The following is a 17,880-nucleotide window of genomic DNA, read 5'->3' as shown; positions in this document are numbered from 1 at the left end:
TCGTGTTACGAGTTCGACGAGCTCAGCTCGGCCCGCACGCTGAACTCGAGCGCGTCGGCATCGGCCAGATAGACCGGCTGGGTGGTGTGCGCGCCGCGCACGCGTACCTCGCCGCGCGGGCCGCCGTAACTCACCCGGGGCGCATGACGTTCGATGGCGCGCAGGTCGAGACTGCGGGCGGCCTCGGCCAGCGACGCGAACAACAGCAGGCCCTCGTAGCAGGATTCGCCGATGTTGTTCAGCGCGGGCGCGGCCGGCCCGAACTCGCGCAGGTAGCGGGCACCGAAATCCATCCCCGCCGCCGACACCACGCTCTCGAAATAGCCACTGGCGGTGAATAATCCGCGGGTGCTGCCGGCGCCTCCCGCGTAAAGCACGTCCTCGCCGATCATCATGCTCAGCCGCACCAGGTCCGCGTCGAGCCCGGCCTTGGCGAAGGCGCGATTGAACGCCGCGCAGTCCGCGCCGACCATGAACAGCAGCACGCCCTGCGCCGGGGCGGTGCGCACGAGTGACAGGGCCTGCCGGAAGTCGCGGCCGCCCAGCGGCACGAAGGTCTCGCCGAGAATGTCGATATCGGTGGACGCCGCGAATTCCCTGGCTGCCCTGGCGGTTTCGCGTGGCCAGACATAGTCGTTGCCGACCACGCACCAGCGGCGGATGCCGTGCTCGGTGCGCAGCCAGCGCAGCGCTGGGAACAGCTGCTGCTCAGGTGTCTCGCCCACCATGTAGACGCCGTCGGCATCCTCGCCGCCCTCGTAGAACGTCGTATAGACGTAGGGCACCCGCCCCGCGGTGCGCGGCGTGATCACCTTGCGCGCGTTGGACAGATGCCAGCCGACGACGCCGTCGACCAGTCCCGCGCCGACCATGCGATCGATCGTCGCGCTGAGCACCGGCAGCGGCGCGCCCGCGTCCACCGGATGCAGCCGCACCGGCCGGTCGAGAATCCCGCCCATGGCATTGATGTCGGCGACGGCGAGGGCGGCGCAGGCCTCACAGGAGGGGCCGAACATCCCCGCGGGCCCGCTCAACGGCACAACGAGCGCGATGTCCACCGTAGCGCGACGAAAACCCGAGAGCGGCAATGCCGATCACCACCGAATATTTCCACTTGAATATTTACCACGCGGGGTTGGATATAGTGCTGCGGTGGACGATAGCACCGCCCCCGCCGCGCTGGAGGAGTTGGCGCGACTCGTGCGCAGGGCGTCACAGGAGTTGGACCGGGCCATCGCGGGCTGTCTCGGCGAAGCCTCGGTCGCGCGCTGGCACGTGCTGGCGACGGTGGCCGACGGTGCCGGTCATCCGATGGCGCACCTGGCCGAGGCCACCCTGCTCACCGGTGCCAGCCTGACCCGTCTGATCGACGGGATGATCGCCGACAATCTCGTGCACCGCAAGGTCGACGAGGTGGACCGGCGCCGGGTGCTGGTGTTTCCGACGCGGCGCGGACTGCTCGCCTATCGGACGATGAACAGCGCGCTGGCCGAGGGCGGCCTGGACACCCTCGGCGCGGCCAAGGGGCGTTTGGCCAAGTCACTGGTCACTCTGATCGGTCAATTGAACGCTCAACCCGTCGTGCAATAACACCTCCGGTGCATCGATACCAGGGGATTCGGGGAATTCCCTGATGGCGCGGTGGGCCGAACCCGGTAAGACTGGTGTGCATGACTTCGCAAGCTTTGGGCGCCGAGGCCGCCGACGTGGCGGCGCCGGCCTCGGTCGCGGCCCGCGCTATCGACCTGGTCAAGGTCTATGGGTCAGGAGATACGCAGGTCCGCGCCCTGGACGGGGTGTCGGCCGAGTTCGCGAAGGGGGAATTCACGGCGATCATGGGCCCGTCCGGGTCCGGCAAATCGACGCTGATGCACTGCCTGGCCGGGCTCGACAGTGCCAGTACCGGCACCGTGCGCATCGGTGACACCGACCTGGCCGGCCTGTCCGACAAGCAGATGACCAGGCTGCGCAGGGACCGGATCGGGTTCGTCTTCCAGGCGTTCAACCTGGTGCCGACGCTGACCGCGCTGGAGAACATCACGCTGCCGCTCGACATCGCGGGCCGCAAGCCGGATCAGGCGTGGCTGGACACCGTGCTGAAGCGGCTCGGCCTCACCGACCGGCTCACCCACCGGCCCAGCGAACTGTCCGGCGGGCAGCAGCAGCGGGTGGCCTGTGCCCGCGCGCTCGCGGGCAAGCCGGAGATCATCTTCGGCGACGAGCCGACCGGCAACCTGGACTCGCGCGCCTCGGGGGAGGTGCTGTCCATCCTGCGGGCCGCGGTGGACGAGTTCGGTCAGACCGTGGTGATCGTGACGCACGAGCCGCACGCTGCCGCCTACGCCGATCGCGTGGTGTTCCTCGCCGACGGTCGCATCGTCGACGAGTTGCGCGAGCCGACCTCCGAGACCGTGCTCGATCGGATGAAGGCGCTGGAGCAGGCGTGATGGCCGCGAATCCGATGCGCAAGGTTGCGCTGCGCAACCTGGCCGCGCACAAGGTGCGGCTCGCGCTCACGCTGTTGTCGGTGGTGCTCGGGACCGCGTTCATCGCGGGGTCGTTCGTGTTCACCGACACGCTGCAGCGCACCTTCGACGGCATCTTCGCGGGCCAGGCCAAGGGCGTCGACGTGCGGATCAGCCCCAAAGAGCAACAGGGGCTGGGCGTTCCGAACAACATCGTCGACGAGCTGGCCAAGTACCCTGGCGTGCGCACGGTCGCGCCGAGCGTCAACGGCGTGCTGGTGCTGCTCACCCCCGACGGCAAGAAGGCGGTGCAGACCGGCGGCGCGCCCACCTTCGGCCAGTCCTACCTGCCGCCCGAGCGGGCCGTCGCGGAGCCGAACAAGTTCGTCGAGGGGGTGCCGCCCACCGGGCCGGGGGAGATCGCGATCAACTCCGGCGGCGCCCAGCGAGCCGGGCTGAAGGTCGGTGACCGCACCAAGATCCTGGTCCCGTCCGCGCCCGACCCGATCGACGTCACGGTCACCGGCCTGTACCAGATGCCTTCGGACACCGGCGGATTGATCGGCCTGCTGTTCGACGACGCCCAGGCGCGCAAGCTGTTCACCGACGGGCTGCACGTGGCCTACGTCGATCTCGCGGCCACCGGCATCTCCGGCGACGAACTGCGCGACAACCTGTCCGCGGCGTTGCCCGGCTTCAAGGTGCAAAACGGTGATCAGGTGCGCGAGGACATGAAGAAGCAGATCTCCGACGCGCTCAACTTCATCAACTACTTCCTGCTCGCCTTCGGCGCGATCGCGCTGATCGTCGGCACGTTCATCATCTACAACACCTTCTCCATGATCGTCGCACAGCGCTTGCGCGAACTCGCGCTGCTGCGCGCCGTCGGGGCCAGCAGGCGACAGGTGGGCAGCTCGGTGGTCGCGGAGGCGTTCGTCATCGGATTGGTCGGCAGCGCGGTGGGTTTGGTCGGCGGCATCGGGCTGGCCTACGGGCTGGCCGGGGTGCTCAACGCGTTCGATCTCGGCCTGCCGACCGGCTCGATGACGGTGCTGCCGCGCACCATCGGCGTCGGGCTGCTTGTCGGTCTCGCGGTGACGATGATCAGTGCCTACGCACCGGCGCGGCGCGCCGCGAAGATTCCGCCGGTCGAGGCGATGCGCGAGGAGTTCGCCGCCGCCGGCGACTCGTTGCGGGTCCGCACACTGGTCGGCGCGCTGCTCGCGGTGGCGGGCACCGTGCTCGTCGTGCTCGGCGCGCAGTCCACCGGCGGCAACGCCGCGCTCACCGTCGGCATCGGCGCGCTCGCGCTGATCCTCGCGGTGTTGCTGTGCGCACCGGCGCTGTCGCGTCCGGTGGTGGGCGGGCTCGGCGTCGTGGTGCGGCCGTTCGGACCGATCGGGCGGATGGCGCGCAACAATGCCGCGCGCAATCCGCGCCGTACTGCCGCAACGGCTTTCGCGCTCACGCTGGGGCTGATGCTGGTGACCGCGATCGGCATGCTCGGCGCCTCGGCGAAGGCGAGCGTCGGCGTGCTGGTGGACAAGGGCGTGAAGTCCGAGTACGTGCTGTCCAGTCAGCAGCTCATCGGCGTGCCCTTCGGCGCCGCCGACGCGGTGCGCAAGTCGGTGCCCCAGGTGGCGGACGTGGTCGAGTTGCGGCGGGTCGGCTTCAAGCTGGGCGCGGACGACCAGATCGGCGGAACCTCGCCGAACGGCAAGCTCGATCAGGCCCTGAACTACGAGATCCTGCGAGGCACCGACACTCTCGGGGCCGGGGACATGCTGGTGTCGCAGGACGAGGCCGACGAACGCGGCTGGAAGGTGGGCCAGGAGGTCACGCTGACCAGCTTCGACGGCAAGAAGGTGCCGCTGACGGTGACCGGCGTCTATCGCAAGACCCCGCTGCTCGGCTCGCTCGTCGTGTCGCCCGAGATCTATCGGGACGTGATGCCGGTGAACTTCCAGAGCAACGTGGTCGTGCTGGTCACCGCGGCACCGGGGGCGGATCTGGCACAGCTGCGCACGGATCTGGAGCGGGCGGCCGAGCCGTTCCCGGTGGTCCAGGTGCAGGATCACGAGGAATTCAAAGGCGCGCAAGGTAAACAGATCAACACCCTGCTGGCGATCCTGTACGGTCTGCTCGCCCTCGCGGTGGTGATCGCCATCCTCGGCATCGTCAACACCTTGGCATTGTCGGTGGTGGAGCGCAGGCGGGAGATCGGCATGCTGCGCGCGGTCGGCATGCAACGGGCGCAGGTGCGCCGGACCATCTACCTGGAATCGATGTTGATCGCGGTGTTCGGCGCGATCGTCGGCATGCTGCTGGGATTGGGCCTCGGTGTCGGTTTCCTGCGGACGCTGCGCGATCTCGGGCTGGATCAGATCGCCATCCCCTGGTCGCAGTTGGTGCTCGTCCTGATCAGCTCCGCGGTGGTCGGTGTGCTCGCCGCGCTCTGGCCCGGCGTGCGGGCCGCGCGCACGCCACCCCTGGCCGCGATCGCCGACCTCTAGGTTCTGTGTCGACGGCGGCCCCGAATCTCGGGCCCGCCGTTGTCCTGTCTCGCCACCACCGCGAAATCGGTTGCGCGGAGGGCGATTCGGCACCGGGATCTAGAAGGGTGGACGGACCGGCGGTTACCGTAAGGCTAAGCGGTGCACGCCACCGCGCTTTTCACCGTCGCGGTCGCGGTGCTGTTGTGGCTGTGAGTGTTTCGTCCCGAGCATCATCGGGACTCGAAACCTGATGGTGGCCTTGACCGGTGCCGCGCTCGTCGTGCACATGCTGGTGCCGCTCGCGTCGCCGCGCATGATGGGCGAGTAGGGCTGCGTCGACTGGCCGCGAGCTACGGGTCATCTGTTTACGGCCCGGCCGAATCCGGTGGCCTGTCCGATCAGTTCGCCGCGATCCGTCGCTGCACGTCGGCCGGGTGTTGCTGCCCGCCGCGACGAGCGTGGCCGCGGGTCGCATGCGCCAGCTCGCCCTTGCCCATCCGGCGCTCACCACCGTGGTGGTCGTGGGTACCGGCAACCGCTACTGGCTCGATGTGCTCGTCGCCGTGGGTTTGCTGGTGCTGGCCGCGCTGCCGCGTCCCGCGCTCGTGCCCGCCGCGGCGACGGCCCGGGTCGGCATCGGCCCTGTCTCCGGTAAACCCGTGATGACCAGCTGAGAACACGCCGCGAAACGGTGTCGCCGAACCGATCTCCCACGCCGCGTCACTGTCGTACGATCTGCTGAGCTGTCCGGTCGCCCGTTCAGATAGGAGTTCCATGGAGTTGCTCAGCGCTCTCAGTACTCTGCTCGGTATCGCCGCCAATCTCATCGGTCTGCTCCAAGGCATCTCCACCCTTTCCGGCTGAGTTCCGGCCGCGCGTTCGTACCGGCGGGCGATGTCGGTCATGTGCACGGGGATGCATGACCGGCATCGCTAACTCCGCCCGGCCTCGGCGTCGGCCCACGCGCGCAGATCGCCGCGGTCCAGCGCGACGGCCAACAGGTCGGGGAACCTGTCCGGGGTGCAGGCGAACGCCGGGACGCCCAGCGCGGCCAGGGCCGCGGCGTTGTCGTGATCGAAGGCGGGCGCGCCCTCGTCGGAAAGCGCGAGCAAGACCACGATCTGGACGCCGGAGTCCTTCATCGCGTTGATCCGGCGCAGCATTTCCTCGCGGATACCGCCCTCATAGAGGTCGGAGATGAGGACGAAGAGGGTGTCGGCGGGACGGGTGATCAAGGACTGGGCGTAGGCGATGGCGCGGTTGATATCGGTGCCGCCGCCGAGCTGGGTGCCGAACAGGACCTCGACCGGATCGTCGAGTTTGTCGGTGAGATCGACGATTTCGGTGTCGAAGACCACCAGGGAGGTCCGCAGCGCGCGTATCGATGCGAGCACCGCGCCGAACACCGAGGCGTAGACCACGCTCGACGCCATCGAGCCGGACTGGTCGATGGCGAGCACGACATCGCGCTGCACCGCTTGGGCTTTGCGTCCGTAGCCCACCAGCCGCTGCGGCACGACCGTCCGGTGATCGGGCAGGTAGTTGGCCAGGTTCTTGCGGATGGTGCGGTCCCAGTCGATATCGCGCAGCCTGGGACGGGTGACCCGCGCGGCCCGGTTCAACGCGCCCGCGACGGCGGCGACGGTGCGCGCGGCAATGCGCCGCTCGATCTCGCGCACTACCTTGCCGACCACCAGACGTGCGGTGGCCTTGGTGGTTTCGGGCATCACCCGGTTCAGGCCGAGCAGCGTGCCGACCAGGTGCACGTCCGGTTCCACCGCCTCCAGCAGTTCGGGCTCCAGCAGCAATTGGGTGAGGTTCAGTCGTTGCACCGCGTCGCGCTGCAGTACCTCGACCACGGTCGAGGGAAAGTAGTTCCGGATGTCGCCGAGCCAGCGGGCGACGCGCGGCGCCGAGCCCTGGAGCCCGCCCGACCGCTTGCCCGAGGTCCGCTCCTCGTCGTCGTTGTAGAGCGCCGACAGCGCGCGGTCCATGGCGAGGTCGTCGGCGGAACTCAGCGCGCCGAGGTCGGCCTCGGCGGCGGTGCCGAGCACCAGACGCCAACGGCGCGAACGGGTTTCCTCGTCGGTGTTCATGGCCGTGCTCCTTGCCGGTGGGGGATCGAGACACCCAAGATCTGTGCGGCGGTGCGCAGCGCGTGGCGGCCGCGTGCGACATCGAAATCGCCGCCGTGCCCGGCGCCGCCGGTGACCGGACCGCCGTCGCGTACCGCCTGACCGATGGCGCGCCGCTCGCCGGACTCGAACGCGGCGAAGGTGCGGCGCAGCAGCGGCAGGGTCGCCACGAACTGATCCTCGCGCAGCTCACGCAACCAATCGTCGATGCGGCGCAACAACTCTCGGTCGTGCACCAGCAGCAGGCCGCGGCCACCGAGGAAACCGTCGATCCAGGCGGCCTTGGCGGCGGCGGTGTTGCCGACCGAGAGCGCGGCCGAGAGCCTGCGCGCGGATTCGGCGTCATCGATGCGGCCCGCGTCGCAGAGCAGCCGGACCGCGCGGCCGACGAGCGCGCCGTGCACGTCGTCGCGGTCGGCGAGGCGATGCAGCGCGCCGAGCCACTGCGCGGTGGCCCAGTCGTCGTCGCGGGTGCTGACCGCGGTGTGCGCCGCGTCGAGCAGCGTGCGGAACTCGGTGGCCGCGTCGGTGTCGAGTCCGGTCACCGCGCCGGGCAGGCCGGCGCAGACGCGGACCAGCAGGCCGTCCACGACGTGTGTGAGCGCGGCGCCGTCGGTGCCGCGCACATCCCCGTAGCGCAGCGTCCGGATCAAGCCGGGCAGTGCCGCGAGCAGGTGGGTGATGTCGTGATCCAGCGCGGCCACCGAGGCCAGCCGGGCGATCAGGCCGTCGGTGGCGCCGCCGAGATCGGCCAGCAGCGCGACCTCGAGCGCGGCGGTGAGCTCGCCGACGCCGCTGTCGTCCCGGTTCGCGGCGTCGAGGATCTTCGCCTCGGCGGCGGTGCGCACGGTGGTGCCCCAGCGCGAGGCCTCGATGATCGAGATCGCGTAGTCCGGGCGCCACCGCAGCGTCCAGGTCTCCCGGAAGGTGCCGGTGCCGCGCACCTCGCTGGTGGTCAGGGTGCCCCACCCGATGCCGAGCACGCGCAGCCGGTGCAGCAGCCGGGAGCGCTCGACCTCGCGCTGCTTGCGCAGATCGAGATCGATTGTGCGGGCCGTCGGTTCCTGTTTCATCCGCAGCGACCGGATCCGGGCGCGCAGGTCCGCGTCCAGCGGGACGGCGGGCGTGCCTTCGGGCACGGTGCCCAGCGCCTCGCCGACCACCAGTTCGTCGACGACGAAGCGCAGCATCGTCTCCTCACCCGCGCACATCACCGCGCGTGTGGCCTCGGTGACCTCGGACAACCCGGCCAGTGGCCGGCCGCGCAGGCCGGCGAGGGTATCGGCGAGCCGGACCGCCTCGATGATGTGCGCGCTGGAGACCGGCAGATCGTGGGCGCGCAGCACCCCGGCCACCTTGGTGAGCCAGCGCACGATCGGGCGCTCGGTTTCGGTGAACAGGTGGTGGTACCAGCCCGGCGAGGTGATGCCCGCGCCATAACCGGACCGGCTGGACAGGCGCGAATGCGTCCACGGCACCCAGGTCACCGTGGCCTTCGTCTTCGGAATGCCTTTCAACAGACGGGTATCCGGCGCGGCGGGGCCGAGCTTGCCCGCGAGCGCGGGCGCGTGCCACGCCCCGCAGACCACCGCGAGGCGCCGCGATCCGTCCTTCAGCGCCTTGCGCATGCACTGACGCATATAGGCCTCGCGCCGCAGGGTGTGCGCGTCGATCCGGGCCGGTCCGAACAGCGTCGGCTCCGGCTCCGGTTCGTCGTCGATCGCCTCGGCGACCGAATCCGCCTCGGCGCGTTCGGTTTCCACGGTCGAGAGCCGGGGCGCCCGGTCGTCGCCGCGCTGTGCCGATTCGCGCTGTGCCGGTTCGTGCTGTGCCGACTCGCGCAGCGCGCCCATCGCCTCGGTGATCGCGTCGAAAGCGGCGGCGTCCGGGGCGGATTCGACCACCGCGTCCCACCAGCGCTCGGCGTCGTCGTAGCCGCCCGCCGCCGCCAGCGCGCCGAGCGGATCGAACCGATCACCCGGTGTGTCGTCGACGGCCAGTACCGTGCTCGCGGGCAGATCGCAGAACCGCACGGGCACCCCGTGCGCCACGGCGTAAGACAGCGCCTGCCATTCCGGTGAGAACACCGCATACGGCCAGAACGCCGCCGTCGCGGGAGCGTCGGGCACGTAGGCGAGCAGCGCGACCGGCGGCGTCATACCATCGGCGGCGACGTAGCCGACCAGGGGATCGGCATCGGCCGGGCCCTCGATCAGGATGGTGTCCGGCCGGAACTCGGTCAGCGCCGCGCGCAGCGAGCGGGCCGAGCCCGGCCCGTGGTGCCGGATGCCGAACACCCGGGTGAGTGGGGCGCTCGCGGCGCCGTTCGTCGCGGCGGGCGCACCCTCGACGCTGGTCATGCGGCCATCCCCGGCCACGGCGATCGATCGCGCACGCCTACCCGCTGATCTCGCGGCAGGCGCGGTAGAAGTCCGACCACTCCGGACGTTCGCGGACCACGGCTTCGAGGTATTCGGTCCACACGACCGCATCGGTGACCGGGTCCTTGATCACCGAGCCGAGCACCGCGCCCGCGATGTCGGCGGCCCGCAGCACGCCGTCGCCGAAGTGGGCCGACAGCGCGATCCCGTTGGTGATCACCGAGATCGCCTCGGCGGTGGACAGGGTGCCCGAGGGCGACTTGAGCTTGGTCCGGCCGTCGGCGGTATGCCCGGAACGCAATTCGCGGAAGACGCGCACCACTCGGCGCACCTCCTCGGCCGCGGCGGGCACCGTCGGCAGCTCCAGCGCGGCGCCGAGCTGGGCCACCCGGCGGCTGACGATCTCGACCTCTTCGTCCTCGTCCGCGGGCAGCGGCAGCACCACCGTGTTGAAGCGGCGGCGCAGCGCGGAGGACAACTCGTTCACGCCGCGATCGCGGTCGTTGGCCGTGGCGATGACGTTGAAGCCCTTCGCCGCCTGCACCTCGGTGCCGAGCTCGGGTATCGGCAGCGTCTTTTCGGACAGGATGGTGATCAGCGCGTCCTGCACGTCGGCGGGGATGCGGGTGAGCTCCTCGACGCGCGCGATGGCGCCGGTCCGCATCGCGGTCAGCACCGGGGACGGCACGAGCGCTTCGGCGCTCGGGCCCTCGGCGAGCAACCGCGCGTAGTTCCAGCCGTAACGGATCGCCTCCTCCGCGGTGCCGGAGGTGCCCTGGACGAGCAGCGTCGACGCGCCGCAGATGGCGGCCGAAAGATGTTCCGATACCCAGGTCTTGGCCGTGCCGGGCACGCCGAGCAGCAGCAGCGCGCGATCGGTGGCCAGGGTGGCGACGGCGACCTCCATGAGCCTGCGCGGCCCCACGTACTTCGGGCTGATCACCGTGCCGTCGTCGAGGGTGCCGCCGAGCAGATAGGTGAGCACGGCCCACGGCGAGAGCAGCCAGGACGGCGGACGCGGGCGCTCGTCGGCGGCCGCGAGGGCGCGCAGTTCCGCGGCGTAGGCCTGTTCGGCGTGCGGCCGCAGCAGATCGGGCGTCACGTTGTCGGTGGTCACTGCAACTCCTCGAGCATCATCGAGCGGTGGTTGAGGTCATGGGCGAGTTGGTCGAAGGCCCGCTCCCAGGCGGCGTCGCCGCAGCGGCGGGCCGCGACGCCTGCCGCCCCGGCCGCGCCGACCGGCAGGTGCGTCGCCGCCGCGGCCAGCAGCGAACGGTGCGCGCTGGGGCCGGTGCCGTGTGTCTGCGGTCGCCGCGCCGCCGCGCGGGCCCGCTCCAACAGCAGCAGGATCACGTGCTGCGCCAACGGTTCCGGCCACGGATGGCCCATCGCCGGCAGCAGCGCCTCGATCTCGGAGAGCCAGGCGCCGTCGAGGCCGAGCAGGTGTCTGGTCCGGTCGGGCAGCGGCAGCAGCGCGAACAGCTCGCGCCTGCGCAGCATGGCCAGGTCGGTGGGCACGCCCGCGTCGAACAGCGCCCGTGCCCAGGCCGAATCCCGCTGTGCCAGTGCGGCATCCACCCAGCCGTCGAAGACCGGCTGGCGGAAGCGGTCGTCGACCCTGGCCTTGACGGTCTTGCCGGGTCCGCCGAGCACGCGCGTCCAGTGCGTCAGCGGTGTCGCGGCGACGAGCTGGCGCAGCCTGCCCGCGGTGCGGTCGGGCGCCCCGCCCCACCGATAGCCGAACTCGACACCGCCGTCGCTGATGCCGTCGCGCCGCGCCGCGTCGTCGAGCGTATCGGGCAGCGCGACAACGAGTTCGGTGTGCAGCAGCCGGTGCTCGACCCGCAGCCAGGTGCCCGCGCGCCGGGCCATGCGCTTGGCGAGGGCCGATTCGGGCAGCAGCGAGAGCAGGCCGGCGGCGGTGCGGCGCACGTCGGCGCGCCGGTCGTCCAGCCCGGCCTCCAGCAGCGGCTCGTCGGCACGCGAGATCCCGTCGGCGAGCACCGCGAGCAGTTCGGCCTTCAGCGGACCGGATTCCTTGGGCCAGGCCGCGGCGAGCGCCTCGCGCGCGGCGTCGGCGTCGGTGCGGCGGAGTTCGGTGAGCCAGGCCGCGCGCTCCGGGGCGCGGCCGTACTGCCAGACCTGCGCGGCCGGTGTCACGGAGTCGTGCTCGCGCAGCAGGTTTCGCCATTGTGGATGCCGCTCGGCGAGCCACCGGCCCCGGGTGCCCGCCAGGCGCAGCAGGGGCTCCCGGTGCTCGGCGCTGCGCTCGGCCTGCTCCAGCAGCTGCGCGCACAGCGCGTCGGGCGCGCGGTAGTCGTGCGGCGTTGCCGCCGCGAACCACTCGGGCAGGAAGGGGGAGCGCTCCCGCACCATGCGCGCGAGACGGTCCGCCGCGGCGCGGGGCAGCAGCGATCGGGGGTCGTCCGCGGCGGGCTCCGGCACGCTCGCGGTGCTCGCCAGATGGCCACCGCGCACGAAAACATCCTGTAGCGCGGCGGATTCGAGCAGGCGCACGGCCGGGTCGGCGGGCAGGTGCGCGGCGATCTCGGCGACGGGCGCGGCGAGCCGGGCGAGGTCGGGGGCGCGGCGGGCGGTGCCGAGCAGGGCGGCGGAGGTCAGGTCGGCGCCGTCGGCGCCCCGTGTGCCGCCGGGATTCGCCGCGCCGCCGGGATCGGCCGGTGCCGGATCGATGACCTCGCCCGCGCAGCACACCGAGATCGGCAGCAAACCGGCCGCGGTCCACTCGGCGGCGACAGTCACCGGGTGGCCGCCGGAGACGCCGAGCAGCCGCCATGGCTGTTCGGTATCGGCCACGGGAAGTGCGGTACCGTCGGATTCGACCAGACAGCAGCCACTTTCGGTGCACACCGGCACGACGTCGACGAGCAGCACGGGCCAGCCGCGCAGCCAGGGGTCGGCGCCGAGCGCCGCCGCGTGCTCGGCCAGCGCCGCCGCGATGGTGCCCGGCCGTTCCGGATCGACCGGCAGTGTGGTGAAAGGTTCAGCGGCACTGTGCCGTTCACCCCATAGCGCGCGCAGCGGGGCCGCACCCGGGTAGTAGTGCAGCTCCGCGTCGGCGCACAAGCCGAGGGTCGGTACGTCGGCCGGAAAGGTGGGGGACCCGAACGAGTGGTCCACCAGCAGCGCCCAGCGCCGGGTCGCGCGGCCGTACAACCAGGTGCGCCGGGTATGGAGGCGTTGCTCCTCGGTGACGCGGACGCCGAGCACCTGCCACAGATCGCGGACCGCGGGCTCGGTGCGCACCGCCTCGGCCGGGTTCGGATAGCCGATATGCGTGCGGACGCTGGCCCGCAGCGCGGGCGCGAGCTCGTCCAACCGGCGATGCGCGACGATCAGCAGGTGCAGCCTGGCGTACTCGCGCAGCACCGCCGCCGGCCAATCGGGCCTGGTCGCCATCGTGATCGGCAGTCGCCGCAAGGCGGCGGCGACGCCGGGCGCCTGGGCGTCGACCATGCGGGCGGCGATCGTCTCGAACGCGCGGAACGAGCGGTCGCTCTGGGCCAGGCCGGTGCGGACCTGGTCGCCGAGCCAGACCTCGAGTTCCTCCAGTCCGGCGGTGACCCGTACCCGCCGCTGTTCGGCCGTCGCCGGGTTCGCGGTGCGGGCGGCCGGGGCGGACCGCGCGGCGCGCGCGGCCCGGCCCGCGAGCCATGTGGCCGCGAAGTCGGCGGTCTCCGGCGCGTCCGCGACCCGGCCCGCCGCCCATTCGAGCAACAGTGACAGCGCGTGCTTGCACGGGAATTTCCGGCTGGGGCAGGAGCATTGGTAGGCCGGGCCGCCGAGATCGACCACGGTGCGATACGGCTCGGCGCCGCTGCCGCGGCAGCTACCCCACAGCGCGGTGTCGTGGTGCCCGGTGCCGTGCCAGCGCCCGGCCAGCTTGCGCGCGGCCGAGAGCGAGCTCGCGTCCGGCGCGAGCGCCGTGACCTGGTCCTCGCTCCAGCGCGACATGGTTCCCCCGTTTCTCGGTTGACGGATTTCTACCGCAGACCACCGACAAGTGCGCGGCCGCCCGGTCGTCGCGTGGCCGCCCACATGCCGCCGCCGATCGTACGGAAAATACTGTGCTGTCGATGGATTCGATACCGAAAACATCTTGCACGAGTTCGGGTTGTCTGGCATTCTGTCCTGTTCGGCTCGACCGAGCCACCCAAATCGGGTGTTACACCATCGAGCTGCCCGCCGGGGCTGGCGAGGGGTGGACATCGAAGCGCGGCCCCAGCCGATTCGATGGCCATATCCATCCCCGCGGGCAGATTCGCATGACGTCGCCGGTCGCTGCCTCCGGTGGGCGAAAGCGACCCGATCGGGTAGCGTTTCGCTCAGCTTCGACAGTGCGCCGCGGGCAGCGCTTGCGCGTCATGCAGGCGCACGGGATCGGAGGACCGGTAGCGGCTCGGTGGTGGAGGGGGTTCTCGACGAGATGCGTCCCGACGCCGATCCGGTGCCGCGGCTGAGCGAGGTGGTCACCCGCAGGCTCGCCGCGGACCCCGCGGTGACTCCGTCGGTGGCACGCACCGTCCTGCGCGCCCTTGGTAGTAACGAAAACGACGACCCCGCACCGGTATTCGACGACCACGGGATCTTCCTGCAGACCATCCGGGTGCGCGGTTTCCGCGGCATCGGCCAGGAGGCGGAACTGCGGTTGCCGCCCGGACCCGGGCTCACCCTGGTCGTCGGCCGTAACGGCAGCGGTAAGTCCAGTTTCGCCGAGGCCGCGGAATTGGTGTTCACCGGCGGGAATCGACGCTGGGACGGTCGATCCGCGGCCTGGCGGGAGGGATGGCGCAACCTGCACGCGGGTGAATCGGCGCGCATCGAGGTCGAGTTGCTCGGCGCGGGCACACAGCCGCGGCTGACCATCGCCAAGGAATGGGCCGCCGCTGCCGACCTGCCCGACGCGCGCTGGACCGAACGCCATCCCCCTGCCGAGGCAACGGAATTCGATATCGATCGCTGGGCCGGCCTGCTCGAGCTGTACCGCCCGTTCCTGTCCTACAGCGAACTCGGCGCGCTGGTCGACGGCAAACCGAGCGATCTGTTCGACGCGCTGCATCAACTGCTCGGCCTCGACGAATTGACGGTGGCGCAGGAGCGGATTCGCCTGCGCAGGCTGGAACTGGAACGCGCCGTGCGCGATTCCCGGCAAGAGCGCATGGAACTGCTGGAAGCGCTGGACGGCGTGGCCGACGACCGCGCGGTGCGGGTCAGCGCGCTGCTGCGGCCCGCGCAACCGGATCTCACCGCCGTGGGCAACGAGGTGATCGGCGCCTTCGACGATCCCGCGGGTCCGGCCGGTCTGCGCGCGATCGTGCGGCTCACCCTGCCGAGCGCGGCCGAGGTGGCGGCGGTGGCCACCCGGCTCGCCGAGTGCGGCACCGCGCTGAGCGCGGGCACCACCGCCGACGCCGAGGCCGACCTGCGGGTGCTCGAGCTGCTGCGTCGGGCCCGCGCGCACCAGGAGGCGAGCGGCGCGTGCCCGTGCCCGGTGTGCGGCCGCGGCGAGCTGGACCAGGCGTGGCTGACCCAGGCCGACGAGTCGATCGCCACGCTCGCCGCGCGGGTCGACGCGTTGACCACGGCGCGCGCCGAACTCGGGCACGCGTTGCGGGCCGCGCGGTCGCTGCCCGAGCTGGTGCCGCCGGAACTGGATTTCGATCCGCGCAACCCGCCCTCGGTGGACACCACCGCGGTGCGCAGGGCCTGGGCCGACTGGGCCGCGCTCACCGCCGCCGACTACAGCGACGAGCTGCCGGATCGGCTGCGTGGCGCGCACGCCAGGTTGGTCGACGAACTCGATCTGGTGCAGCAGGGCACCCGCAAGGAGCTCGATCGCCTCGACGAGGTGTGGACCCCGCTGGTACCGCGCATCGTGAGCTGGCTGGAGGGCGCGCGCGAGGTCGCGGCGCACGCCGCGGAACTGCGCACCACCAAGAAGGCCGAGGAATGGCTCAAGGCGGCCACCGCGGGGCTGCGCGGGGAGCGCATGACGCCGTTGGAGACCACGGCCCGCTGGGTCTGGCAGACGCTGCGCCAGCAGAGCAATGTGGAGCTCGGCGCGATTCGCTTGCAGGGCAATGCCGGAACGGCGCGCCGGGTGCTGCTCGACGTCACGGTGGACGAGGTGGACGGCGCCGCGCTCGGCGTGATGAGCCAGGGCGAGCTGCACGCGCTCGGGTTGTCGCTGTTCCTGCCGCGGGCCACGGTCGAGGAGAGCCCGTTTCGCTTCGTCATGATCGACGATCCGGTGCAGGCGATGGACCCGGCCAAGGTGGACGGGCTGGCCAGGGTGCTCGCCGCGGTCGCCTGGACCAGGCAGGTGGTGGTGTTCACCCACGACGAGCGGCTCGCCGAGGCGGTGCGCCGCATGGAGCTCGACGCCACCGTGCTGGAGGTGCAGCGCCGCGACCGTTCGGTGGTCGAGGTGCGGGTGTCCAGCGATCCGGTCCGCCGCTACCTCGACGACGCCCGCGCGCTGGTGCGCACCCCGCAGCTACCGCAGGCCATCGCCGACGAACTCGTGGCGACCTGCTGCCGGTCGGCGGTGGAGGCGGCCAGCCTGTCCCGGGCCCGGCGCACCCTGCTCGCCGCCGGGGTGAACCATCGAGAAGTGGAGCGCCACATCGACGCTGCCCACTCCACCAGGGCGAAAGTCGCGCTCGCCGTGATGGGGGTGGGCGGCAAGGTGGACGACCTCAACAAGCACCTCATCGCGCGCGAGGGCAAGTGGGTCGTCGAGGCGCTGCGCGACGCGACCGCGGGCGCGCACGTGCCGATCGGCCGCGGCATGCGCGAATTGATCACCGAGACCGAACGATTCGTCGCCTGGCTGGCTCGATGAGGCGGGGGTCGCGATGACCGAGCGGCGCACACCGCGGGGTCCGCGCCGCGGCCCGCGACGCAACGGCAAACCCCGGCACGGCACGCCGCGACCGTCGGTGGCCGAGCGGCTCGACACCGTCGATCGGCTGCTCGCCGGTGCGGTCACCGACGCGGGCGGGCTGTGGTCGCGGGCCACCGCGTGGATTCTGCGGATCGCGCTGGAACAGTCCGTCGACGAGCTGTGGACCCGGGTGGCCCCTGCCCTGATGCGCTGTCCGATGCGCGCGCAGCTGATCGCGTTGCGCACCTTCGCGGGACCGGAGGTGGCGGCCCAGGTCGGGGTGCTGTGGGCCGCGCTCTCGCGGGCCGCGCACCACCACGATTACGAACTCGCGCCGAGCGTCACCGATCTGCGTCGTTGGCGCGAACAGACCGTCGCGCTCGTCGCGGACCTCGCCGCGGCCGGTGCGTCGGGGTCGAGGCGACCCCGGGGTGAATTGTGATCAGGGTGACGCGCGAGAATAAAGGGATGAGTGGGACGCGGATGTGTCCGTGTGGTCGGGGCGAACCCTTCGACGACTGCTGCGGGCCGGTGCTGAGCGGGAAGCGTGCGGCGGCGACGGCCGAGGCGTTGATGCGTTCGCGCTACACCGCTTTCGCGGTGGGGGACACCGACTATCTGAAGCAGTCGTGGCATCCGCGTACCCGGCCCGCCGAGGTCGACCTCGATCCGGGACAGCGCTGGCTGTTCCTGGAGATCCTGCGCACCGCGGACGGTGGGCTGTTCGACGAGTCCGGGCTGGTCGAGTTCGTCGCGCACTATCGCGCCGACGGCACCCGCGGTTCGCTGCACGAGGTGAGCCGGTTCCTGCGCGCCGACGGCGCCTGGGTCTACCTGGACGGCGAGATCGAGGCGTGAGGGTAGGTTGACCGGCATGGCGCGCGTCGCGATCGAGTACTGCACCCAGTGCCGCTGGCTGCTGCGCGCCAGCTGGATGGCTCAGGAGTTGTTGAGCACCTTCGCGACCGAACTCGGTGAGGTGGCGCTGATTCCGGGCACCGGCGGCGTCTTCCGGATCACCGTCGACGATGCGCAGATCTGGGAACGCAAGGCGGACGGCGGTTTTCCCGAGATCGCGGTGCTCAAGCAGCGGGTGCGCGACCACGTCGCACCCGACCGTGATCTCGGCCACGCCGACCGCCGCGATTGATCCCGCGCCCGCGCTGATCGACACCGCGTCCGCGCGAATTGCTACCGCGTTCGCGCGAATTGATGCCGCGGGGCGCGGAACTCAGGAGCAGCAGCCTCCGCCGCAGCAGCCACCGCCGGACGGGCCGGGGGTCTGGCTCGGCGCAGGCGCCGTGCTACCCCGGCTGACCGTGCCGAACGTGGTCAGCAGCTTGACTGTGTCGGCGTGGCCGCTCGGGCACGACGCCGGTGCGGACGACTCCGCCATCGGGCGGTTCATCTCGAAGGTGTCCCCGCAACTGCGGCACCGATAGCTGTAACTCGGCATCGCTACAGGGTACCGTCCCGGCCTCGGCATGGTGCGTCGCC

General features: G+C 71.3%; 14 protein-coding genes. 8 read left to right on the top strand and 6 right to left on the bottom strand.

The window, feature by feature from the left end; all coding sequences use genetic code 11:
• Positions 1–5 precede the first annotated feature (5 nt).
• Positions 6–1,058: a substrate-binding domain-containing protein gene (locus tag F5X71_RS29385; RefSeq protein WP_238815538.1), complete on the bottom strand. Its 1,053-nt coding sequence runs from the start codon at positions 1,056–1,058 to the stop codon at positions 6–8.
• 94 nt (positions 1,059–1,152) lie between these two features.
• Between F5X71_RS29385 and F5X71_RS29380 the strand changes: the two genes are divergently transcribed.
• The 4 genes from F5X71_RS29380 (at position 1,153) to F5X71_RS29365 (ending at position 5,634) form a co-directional block, all read left to right on the top strand.
• Positions 1,153–1,590 carry a MarR family winged helix-turn-helix transcriptional regulator gene (locus F5X71_RS29380; protein ID WP_238815537.1) on the top strand — a complete coding sequence of 146 codons (438 nt, stop codon included), beginning with the start codon at positions 1,153–1,155 and terminating at the stop codon, positions 1,588–1,590.
• A gap of 80 nt (positions 1,591–1,670) precedes the next feature.
• Positions 1,671–2,447 (top strand): ABC transporter ATP-binding protein, encoded by a 777-nt coding sequence (locus tag F5X71_RS29375; RefSeq protein ID WP_167464917.1) that lies wholly within the window; start codon positions 1,671–1,673, stop codon positions 2,445–2,447.
• Complete coding sequence (locus tag F5X71_RS29370) at positions 2,447–4,978, top strand: ABC transporter permease (RefSeq protein ID WP_167464916.1); 2,532 nt, start codon at positions 2,447–2,449, stop codon at positions 4,976–4,978. The genes F5X71_RS29375 and F5X71_RS29370 overlap by 1 nt, the downstream gene beginning before the upstream one ends.
• Positions 4,979–5,394: 416 nt before the next feature.
• Entirely contained in the window at positions 5,395–5,634 is a 240-nt protein-coding gene (locus tag F5X71_RS29365) for a phosphatase PAP2 family protein (RefSeq protein ID WP_167464915.1), read from the top strand.
• 258 nt (positions 5,635–5,892) lie between these two features.
• On the opposite strand, the gene F5X71_RS29360 is transcribed toward F5X71_RS29365, so the two are convergent.
• From F5X71_RS29360 to F5X71_RS29345, 4 genes are read right to left on the bottom strand one after another with little or no spacing between them, the layout of a single operon-like run.
• Positions 5,893–7,056: a VWA domain-containing protein gene (locus F5X71_RS29360; RefSeq protein WP_167464914.1), complete on the bottom strand. Its 1,164-nt coding sequence runs from the start codon at positions 7,054–7,056 to the stop codon at positions 5,893–5,895.
• Positions 7,053–9,455 carry a DUF5682 family protein gene (locus F5X71_RS29355; protein ID WP_167464913.1) on the bottom strand — a complete coding sequence of 801 codons (2,403 nt, stop codon included), beginning with the start codon at positions 9,453–9,455 and terminating at the stop codon, positions 7,053–7,055. Before F5X71_RS29355 ends, F5X71_RS29360 begins: the two co-directional genes overlap by 4 nt.
• Before the next feature lie 37 nt (positions 9,456–9,492).
• Complete coding sequence (locus F5X71_RS29350) at positions 9,493–10,593, bottom strand: ATP-binding protein (protein ID WP_167464912.1); 1,101 nt, start codon at positions 10,591–10,593, stop codon at positions 9,493–9,495.
• The gene (locus tag F5X71_RS29345; RefSeq protein WP_167464911.1) at positions 10,590–13,451 is read right to left on the bottom strand and encodes a DUF5691 domain-containing protein; all 2,862 of its coding nucleotides are present in this window, start codon (positions 13,449–13,451) and stop codon (positions 10,590–10,592) included. Before F5X71_RS29345 ends, F5X71_RS29350 begins: the two co-directional genes overlap by 4 nt.
• 448 nt (positions 13,452–13,899) lie before the next feature.
• Between F5X71_RS29345 and F5X71_RS29340 the strand changes: the two genes are divergently transcribed.
• From F5X71_RS29340 to F5X71_RS29325, 4 genes are read left to right on the top strand one after another with little or no spacing between them, the layout of a single operon-like run.
• Complete coding sequence (locus F5X71_RS29340) at positions 13,900–16,341, top strand: ATP-binding protein (protein WP_238815536.1); 2,442 nt, start codon at positions 13,900–13,902, stop codon at positions 16,339–16,341.
• A 13-nt stretch (positions 16,342–16,354) separates the two neighbouring features.
• Positions 16,355–16,825, top strand: coding sequence for a hypothetical protein (locus F5X71_RS29335; protein ID WP_167464910.1), 471 nt, complete (start codon positions 16,355–16,357; stop codon positions 16,823–16,825).
• Between the two features lie 26 nt (positions 16,826–16,851).
• Positions 16,852–17,241, top strand: a complete 390-nt coding sequence (locus F5X71_RS29330; protein ID WP_238815535.1) for a YchJ family protein — start codon at positions 16,852–16,854, stop codon at positions 17,239–17,241.
• Between the two features lie 16 nt (positions 17,242–17,257).
• Positions 17,258–17,533, top strand: a complete 276-nt coding sequence (locus F5X71_RS29325; RefSeq protein WP_167464909.1) for a SelT/SelW/SelH family protein — start codon at positions 17,258–17,260, stop codon at positions 17,531–17,533.
• Positions 17,534–17,614: 81 nt separating this feature from the next.
• On the opposite strand, the gene F5X71_RS29320 is transcribed toward F5X71_RS29325, so the two are convergent.
• Positions 17,615–17,791, bottom strand: a complete 177-nt coding sequence (locus tag F5X71_RS29320; RefSeq protein WP_238816054.1) for a zinc ribbon domain-containing protein — start codon at positions 17,789–17,791, stop codon at positions 17,615–17,617.
• Positions 17,792–17,880: the final 89 nt, after the last annotated feature.

This window comes from Nocardia brasiliensis (assembly GCF_011801125.1).
Classification (GTDB): Bacteria; Actinomycetota; Actinomycetes; order Mycobacteriales; family Mycobacteriaceae; genus Nocardia; species Nocardia brasiliensis_C.
This window is presented reverse-complemented; position numbering and strand designations above follow the sequence as displayed.

Bases quoted from the DNA above. Each gene is read 5' to 3' on its own strand.
- F5X71_RS29355 (WP_167464913.1), bottom strand. From the start codon at position 9,455: ATGACCAGCGTCGAGGGTGCGCCCGCCGCGACGAACGGCGCCGCGAGC.
- F5X71_RS29325 (WP_167464909.1), top strand. From the start codon at position 17,258: ATGGCGCGCGTCGCGATCGAGTACTGCACCCAGTGCCGCTGGCTGCTG.
- F5X71_RS29370 (WP_167464916.1), top strand. From the start codon at position 2,447: ATGGCCGCGAATCCGATGCGCAAGGTTGCGCTGCGCAACCTGGCCGCG.
- F5X71_RS29345 (WP_167464911.1), bottom strand. From the start codon at position 13,451: ATGTCGCGCTGGAGCGAGGACCAGGTCACGGCGCTCGCGCCGGACGCG.
- F5X71_RS29360 (WP_167464914.1), bottom strand. From the start codon at position 7,056: ATGAACACCGACGAGGAAACCCGTTCGCGCCGTTGGCGTCTGGTGCTC.
- F5X71_RS29375 (WP_167464917.1), top strand. From the start codon at position 1,671: ATGACTTCGCAAGCTTTGGGCGCCGAGGCCGCCGACGTGGCGGCGCCG.
- F5X71_RS29320 (WP_238816054.1), bottom strand. From the start codon at position 17,791: ATGAACCGCCCGATGGCGGAGTCGTCCGCACCGGCGTCGTGCCCGAGC.
- F5X71_RS29330 (WP_238815535.1), top strand. From the start codon at position 16,852: ATGAGTGGGACGCGGATGTGTCCGTGTGGTCGGGGCGAACCCTTCGAC.
- F5X71_RS29335 (WP_167464910.1), top strand. From the start codon at position 16,355: ATGACCGAGCGGCGCACACCGCGGGGTCCGCGCCGCGGCCCGCGACGC.